This window comes from Halomonas sp. 3F2F, assembly GCF_014897805.1.
Taxonomy (GTDB): domain Bacteria; phylum Pseudomonadota; class Gammaproteobacteria; order Pseudomonadales; family Halomonadaceae; genus Vreelandella.
The window spans coordinates 1-7462 of record NZ_JABUZE010000142.1; the positions used below are offsets into that span (position 1 = coordinate 1).

The 7462-nt window shown below is 51.3% G+C and carries 5 protein-coding genes; all 5 read left to right on the forward strand.

The genetic code is table 11. From position 1 onward, the window contains the following. The first annotated feature begins 281 nt into the window (after positions 1–281). The 5 genes from INT21_RS15210 (at position 282) to INT21_RS15230 (ending at position 7229) form a co-directional block, all read left to right on the forward strand. Positions 282–1394: a GNAT family N-acetyltransferase gene (locus tag INT21_RS15210; protein WP_319022076.1), complete on the forward strand. Its 1113-nt coding sequence runs from the start codon at positions 282–284 to the stop codon at positions 1392–1394. A gap of 23 nt (positions 1395–1417) precedes the next feature. Beyond that, positions 1418–2713: a lysine N(6)-hydroxylase/L-ornithine N(5)-oxygenase family protein gene (locus tag INT21_RS15215; protein ID WP_193057213.1), complete on the forward strand. Its 1296-nt coding sequence runs from the start codon at positions 1418–1420 to the stop codon at positions 2711–2713. Positions 2714–2772: 59 nt separating this feature from the next. Further along, positions 2773–3720, forward strand: a complete 948-nt coding sequence (locus INT21_RS15220) for an alpha/beta hydrolase (protein WP_226912197.1) — start codon at positions 2773–2775, stop codon at positions 3718–3720. A gap of 154 nt (positions 3721–3874) precedes the next feature. Beyond that, complete coding sequence (locus INT21_RS15225; protein WP_193057214.1) at positions 3875–6061, forward strand: TonB-dependent siderophore receptor; 2187 nt, start codon at positions 3875–3877, stop codon at positions 6059–6061. Positions 6062–6266: 205 nt separating this feature from the next. Further along, entirely contained in the window at positions 6267–7229 is a 963-nt protein-coding gene (locus tag INT21_RS15230; protein WP_193057215.1) for an ABC transporter substrate-binding protein, read from the forward strand. Positions 7230–7462: the final 233 nt, after the last annotated feature.

The window sequence follows — 7462 nt, forward strand, 5'->3', positions numbered from 1 at the left end:
ACTGGCCAGGGCAGCGGCGGTCATCAGCCCGCGGGTTCGACGAAACAGATAGGAAAGCACATTCACCTCGTTGGAAAGCGATTGAAAACCGGCAGCTACCTCTAAAGACGAATCACTCCCGCAAAAAGTTAATCAATTTTCATGTAAACAAGCCTCATTCTCATTCGTCCTTAGATAAGGAAGTCAGTAATGCCGCCCGTGGCAGGTAATTTTTACGGCTGCTTTTTCTTTGATTTTTCGATTCGTTTTTGTGATTCGTTCTTATTGATAGGAGCTTTGCGGTGTCCAGTTCTGTCCAGGCACAAACACAGGTAGACGTACCCTATGAAAGCCCCGCGGTGGCCTCGCTGCTCTCACGCCCTGAGGGGTGCACCTATCAAGTTACCTATGAGGTAACCACGCAGACACTTTATGTGGAAGGACATCAAGAGCGTCTTGAGTGGTCATTAGTAGACGATAACAGCACCTTGATGCTGCAATGGTCACAGCGTTCAGCACCGCCTCTCCCGGCATTACTTGCTGCTATCGAAGGGGCTTTTGCCTTTCACTCAGGTACTGTAGCGCTTCACTTGCAGCTCCCCTCGGCTTTACATACTACTCTATGTGCCAATGGAATCGCGGTAAAAGATCCCCATGGCAAACTCTGGGCCTACGCGGAGCTATTCTGGCAGTTGCCAACCCTTTGGCTCACCTCCCCCTCCATGCGTCCCTACCCGCAACAGCCCATTTTGGAGAGTGGAAAGCGCCATCTACGCCGCCCGCCGCGCCCCAGTGGAACAGTCTATCAACGCCATATTCCCTGGCTGAATGCCACTCTGAGTTTTCGCGCACTTGACCTGGAGCTTGACCTAGAGCGCTTCAACCGCTGGATGAATGACCCAGTTGTCGCCCACTTCTGGGAAGAACAGGGTGCTCTGCAACAGCACCGCGAGCGGCTGGAAAGCACGTTGCAAAATCCCAGTGTGGTACCGCTGATCGGCTGTATTGACGGCAAACCCTTCGGCTACTTCGAGACCTATTGGGCCAAGGAGGATCGTATCGGCGCTTATTACGCTGCCGGTGACTTTGATCGCGGCTGGCACGTACTGATCGGCGAAGCCGCTTTTCGCGGGCGGCCTTATGTCGCCGCCTGGATGCCCTCTATCTCGCACTACCTGTTCCTCGACGACTGCCGCACTCAGCGCTTGGTGATTGAACCCCGCGTGGATAACGCCAAGATGCTGCGCAACCTTGCCCAGTGCGGTTATGCCCATGTTAAGGCGTTCGACTTTCCCCACAAGCGGGCCATGCTCGGCATGCAGCTACGCGAACACTTTTTCAACGAGCGCTGCTGGGTTCCACTGCCGCCTCACCCTGGGTCAGCGCCACGACCCGATGCACGCTTCACCCCATAAACACGTCAGCCACGAGGACTCTTATGCATATTCACGACTTGATCGGCATCGGCTTCGGCCCCTCCAATATTGCCCTAGCCATTGCGCTTGACGAGCAACACCAGGCAGGGCAAGCGCGGGATGCCTTGTTTATTGAGCGCCAGCCTTGCTTTGCCTGGCACCCGCATATGCTGCTGGAAAATGCCCATATGCAAATCTCTTTTCTCAAAGACCTAGTCACTCCGCGTAACCCAGGCAGCCGTTTCAGCTTTCTCAATTACCTCCACAGCAAAGGCCGCCTGCAGGACTTTATCAACCTACAAACCTTCTTCCCCAGCCGCCATGAGTTCAATGACTACCTAAGCTGGACTGCCAGCCACTTTGAACATCAGTGCGCCTATGGAGAGGATGTGTTTGAAGTATTGCCCGAAACTGATAATGACGAGGTCGCCTACCTCCGCGTGCGTTCACGGGATGCGAGTGGTGCGGTGCATGAAAGGCTCACTCGCTCGCTAGTGATCAGTGTGGGTGGCGCGCCCAATGTGCCTGAATGCTTCGCCGGGCTAAAAGACGACCCGCGGGTCTTCCACTCCAGCCACTACCTTCGTGAGCTGGCGAAGCAAGACGTTCCCAAACGCATCGCTGTGATTGGTGCAGGCCAGAGCGCCGCTGAGATATTCCTTGACTTACACGGCCGTGAAGGCATTCAGGTGGATCTTATTAGCCGGGCATGGGCCTTTAAACCCTCCGACGATAGCCCCTTCGTCAACGAGATATTCAACCCCGAATACACCGACTACGTGTTCAACAACCCCACCGGCCAGCGGGAAGCACTGCTGCAGGAGTATAAAAGCACCAACTACTCAGCCCCTGATTTGGCGTTGATTCAGGAGATTTACGATGTGTTCTACCAGCAAAAAGTAACCGGCCAGGCCCGCCACCGCTTCCGCCGTCGCCATGAGGTGATTGGCAGCGAAGCAACTACCGAAGGCGTTGAGCTACTTGTGCGAGATTTGGAGAGCGGTCACACAGAGCCCACCCGCTACGACGCAGTAGTGTTAGCCACCGGCTATGTACGCGACACTCATAAACGGCTGCTGGCCCCAATAGCTGAGTTCTTGCCGGAATTTGCCGTTAACCGCAGCTATCAGCTCTATACCAAACCTTCGTTCAAACCGGCTATTTTCTTGCAGGGCTGTTGCGAACCCACCCATGGCTTGAGCGATACCCTGCTGTCTATTTTGGCGGCACGGACAAGTGAGATTTGTGAAGTGCTTGATGAGGCACTATCAACAGCCCATTCAGATACCCCAGCTCCATCACTGGTAGCCACAGACTAATAGCCCATCAAAGCATGGTCGCTCTCTCAGGGCGACCCCAAATACTGAGACTTACACCCATGATGTCCCTACATCCTGATATCGCCGCTTTCTTAGACCTGGTCGCCGATAGCGGCAACCCACCTTTCCACTCGCTCTCACCACAACAAGCACGCGCTGCTTACGAAGCATCATCACAGATGCTTGATGAGCCAATTTCTAACGACGCAACATCATTGAGTATCACCTGCCGAGATGGATACCATCTTGAACTACGCCACTACCAAGGCAAAGAGGCTTTATCACCCACCTTGCTCTACTTCCATGGCGGCGGCTACCTATTAGGCAGCCTGGATTCTCATGATTCGCTCTGCCAAAGCATCGCCCAGGCGACTGGCTACACAGTGCTTGCCGTCGACTATCGCTTGGCCCCCGAGCACAAGTTTCCGACGGCGTTTCACGATGCTGAAGATGCCTATTGCTGGCTGCTGAAGCATGGAGAAGCGATGGGCATCGATACCTCACGTATCGCCGTCGGTGGTGACAGTGTAGGAGGCACTCTCGCCACGGCCCTTTGCATGTCAGCACGCGATAATGGTTGGCACCTTCCACGCTGCCAGATCCTACTCTACCCCTGCACCAGTGCCTGGCAGGACAGCGAGTCTCATCGTCGATACGCACAAGGCTACCTGCTGGAAGCAGACACCCTGCAATGGATGTTTGGCCACTATCTAAATAGCGATGAGGAACGCCACGATTGGCGTTTTGCGCCATTGGAGGCTGCAGAACTCAAAAACCTACCACCTGCGTTTATTGCCCTAGCTGAACATGACCCCCTGATCGATGAAGGCATCGCCTACGTGAACCGTTTACAGGAAGCGAACGTGGATACCCAGCTGATCATATACCCCGGCATGGTGCACGACTTCGCACGCCTGGGCAGCATTACGCCCGACGCTACCGGTCAGGTGCGCGCGGATATCGCAAAGGCGCTACAGCAGCATTTTACCAACCATCCCACACAGTAGATGTGGTGGCAGTCCAATAAGGCCTTCATATGACGCCATTCACTGCCACGTACCACTTTGGGCAACAGAGTGTTGCATGCCAATACAAACTAAGAATATAATACTAATAATAACAATTACTATTAGCATACAAATATCATTCAAGGGGATTACCATGCACTATCTTCATCGTAGTGGTCTACGCAGGCATCTTCTCTCTGCGGCCATTGCCAACACTTGTGCTGCGACACTATTCGCAGCACCGGCTGTGCTCGCTCAAGGCACTGCTGAAAATAGCGACACAAGAGCCACACTGCCTACCTTACAAGTAACCGAAAGTCGTCTCTATGAAGAAGCAACGGGGCCTGTACAAGGTATTGCAGCCACTCGCAGCGCAACAGGCACCAAAACCGACACACCTATTATTGAAACGCCACAGTCTATCTCAGTGGTCAGCAGTCAAGAATTCCGCAATTATGGTGCGCGGAACGTCAACCAAGCGCTAGGCTATACTGCGGGCGTGGCAAATTCTTATGGCGGGGGAGGTGCTGATACAACCCATGACAGCATGATGATTCGCGGCTTCAGCGTGCATACTGGTTACCGGGATGGCAGCAAATATCAAGCCAATACCTTTGATGGCCAGCAGGAATTGTATGGTCTGGAACGGCTGGAGGTACTAAAGGGGCCATCGTCAATTCTCTATGGCGTGGCGTCTCCTGGGGGGTTGATCAATGCGGTCAGTAAGCGCCCTATCAGCGAACCTTTGCGCGAAGTTAATCTACAGGTAGGCAGTTTTGATCGGCGTCAGGTCTCTGCAGACTTCTCCGACTCCCTGGATGAAGAAGGGCAGTTTTCTTACCGCTTAACCATGCTCCGCCGCGATAGCAATACCTTTATCGACCATGTGCCGGATGATCGCACCTACATCGCACCTGCTTTTAAGTGGCAACCAAACGAGGGTACCTCGCTAACCCTACTCAGCGAGTATCAGCGGGACGAGACGACTTATGTCTATGGGTTACCCGCCAGCGGCACCATTCTACCCAACCCCAACGGCGATATCCCTCGGGAGCGATTCGTTGGCGAGCCCGGCTTCGATGACTACGATAACGAAAGCTATTCCCTTGGCTATTTGTTCGAGCACGATTTCTCCAATAGATTGAAATTGCGCCACAATTTGCGCAGTTTCCACTCTGATCGAGACTATGACCTCACTAGTATTGTTCAGAGCCCTGAGAGCTCAGCTGGACGTCACTATTCCAGAACTGCATTTGATCGGCGTGATGCCTCCAGGGCACTCTCTTCCGACACGTCCTTGCAGTATGACTGGGGGTACGGAGCGACTGACAACACTACTCTGGTCGGCCTCGACTATGTCCGCCAACGTCACGAAACCGAACGTTACCAGCAAACCGCCCCTTCTCTAGATCTCTATAATCCTATTTATGGAAGCGGCAAACTCGGTGAGCGTATTCCTCTTGATTACTCCCTAGTCAACCACAAAGAACAGGTGGGTCTGTATCTTCAGAACCAGATGAAGATTGCCGATCAATGGGTGTTCATGCTTGGAGGGCGTCAGGACTGGATCGACACAGAATCCTCGCGGTACTTCGATCCATCCCAAGGATCGCAGCAGGATGACAATGCCTTCACCGGCCGCGTTGGATTCGTTTATTTGGCCGATAACGGCTTGGCTCCCTTTGCCAGCTTCAGTCAATCCTTTGAAGTAGCGACTGGCAGCGACCGCAGCGGCAATCAGTTCGAGCCCACCCGAGGGGAACAGTTTGAAGCAGGCATTCGCTATCAGCCCGAAGGGGGCGATACCATGCTCACCGCTAGCGTTTATGAATTAACTCAGGAAAACGTGCTAGTTGCTGATCCGGTGGATACCAGCTTCCAAGCACAAATAGGCGAGGTGCGCTCTCGCGGCGTCGAGCTGGAAGCCAAAACAGAGATAGGCCTTAACGCTAATCTGGTCGCAGCCTATGCATATACCGATGCGCGTACAACGAAAAGCAGTCCAGCTACTCCCGACAAAGTCGGCGAGCGAACCGGTCAAGCACCCTATAACCAATTCTCATTATGGGGTGATTACCGCTTTGGCAATTTTGGTTTACCTAGCCTGAAGCTGGGCGCTGGCGTACGTTATGTTGGCTCAACGCTTCCTAACGCCTATCTTGATGGAAAAGTCTCTGGTTTTACCCTTTTTGACGCCATGGTTAGCTATGAGACAGGATCATGGTTGCTCTCGTTAAATGCGACCAACCTTACTGACAAAACCTATATCGAGTCCTGCACCTTCGCTTGTTACTACGGAGAACCTCGCAGTATCGTCGGCACGGCGTCCTATCAGTGGTGACCGGAGGTAATCGCAACACATCATGTTGGGATGTGATCATTAGACGACGAACGTAGAAAAACCATCCTACGCTTCATGCATAAAAAAACAGCGGTCAGACCACCCCTGGCCGCTGTAACTTTGTCTAATAACTGGCCTTGCTCTTAAACATGGACAATTAACAACCATCATGACGCCTCTTTATACGCAAAACACAGGAATAATAGTGAAACATAAAAGTGATATTATCTATCGTTCTATTCGCTATAAAAAAACTCCCTTATCAGTCGCCTTGCTAATCGGTTTGTTAATTAGCAATTTTTCGATGGCAAGCGATGATAACAGCGTAGCCCCTTTAGCAACCTTTGATTTCGCAATCGCCGAAACACTCACCGCGATTGGTCACCCGCCTGGCTTTCTATCAGGTCTCACAGAGTACGAGACATATTTACGTCATGATGGCATTCTCCCCAGTGCGACTAACCTCGGCCGTAGGCACTTTCCTAACTTTGAGCTTCTTGCAAGCCTTCCACCAAAACATATTTTGATTTCACCTCCTCTCCATATCAACTTACTACCCAAGCTCAGAGAAATTTCTAGTATTAAGGAGTACCCAATTTATAACTTTTCCGATAGTAATGATGATCAGAACCACTGGGAAATAGTAGAGGAATTGACTCGTCAGCTTGGTATCCTAGTCAATGATCCTGACGCATCGGAGCGCTATATTAATCAAATCAATCACCAATTTGACGATTTAAAAAGACAGCTTAATAGCATCGACGAACCTTTATTAATAGTTCGTCTAGTGGATGAGCGTCATGCCCGTGTTTTTGGTAAAGGAGGCGTTGAAGGCATGGTGCTAATTCGCCTTGGTCTCCAGAACGCTTGGCAGGATGATATGGGTCAATGGGGAATTACGAATGCTAGTGTAAGCTCTCTCTTTAACATCGATGCTAAAATTATATTTCTTGAAAGCCCCTTCGACCCCGCTGGATTTCAGGAGCAACTACTCTCTGATGGTCAGTGGAGACACCTCCCAAGCGTAAAACAAAATAACTATGTAATTCTACCGCTCAACTATTGGCAATGGGGAGGGTTTCCCTCAGCTCTACGCTTCGCCAACAACCTTGTTAGCCATGTTATTGAAGGTGGCAAAGCCAACAGTACTGTCGAAGCAAACCCATGAATATGCTAACAATATATAAAGAGTGGCAACAGGAGGAAAAACGAAAAGCAATTAGACGTTTATCAGACTTCGAACCTTATCGTTGAAAAAAGAAAATGCAGCATCCAACTTATTTACAGCCATCAGTAGCCTATTATAAAACTCGATAGCCACTTCTCTCCTATCTCGCTCGCTGATATCAACGAGCTTTTTTAACAATCCAATAAAAGTCTGGACTTTAATTATAAAGACAA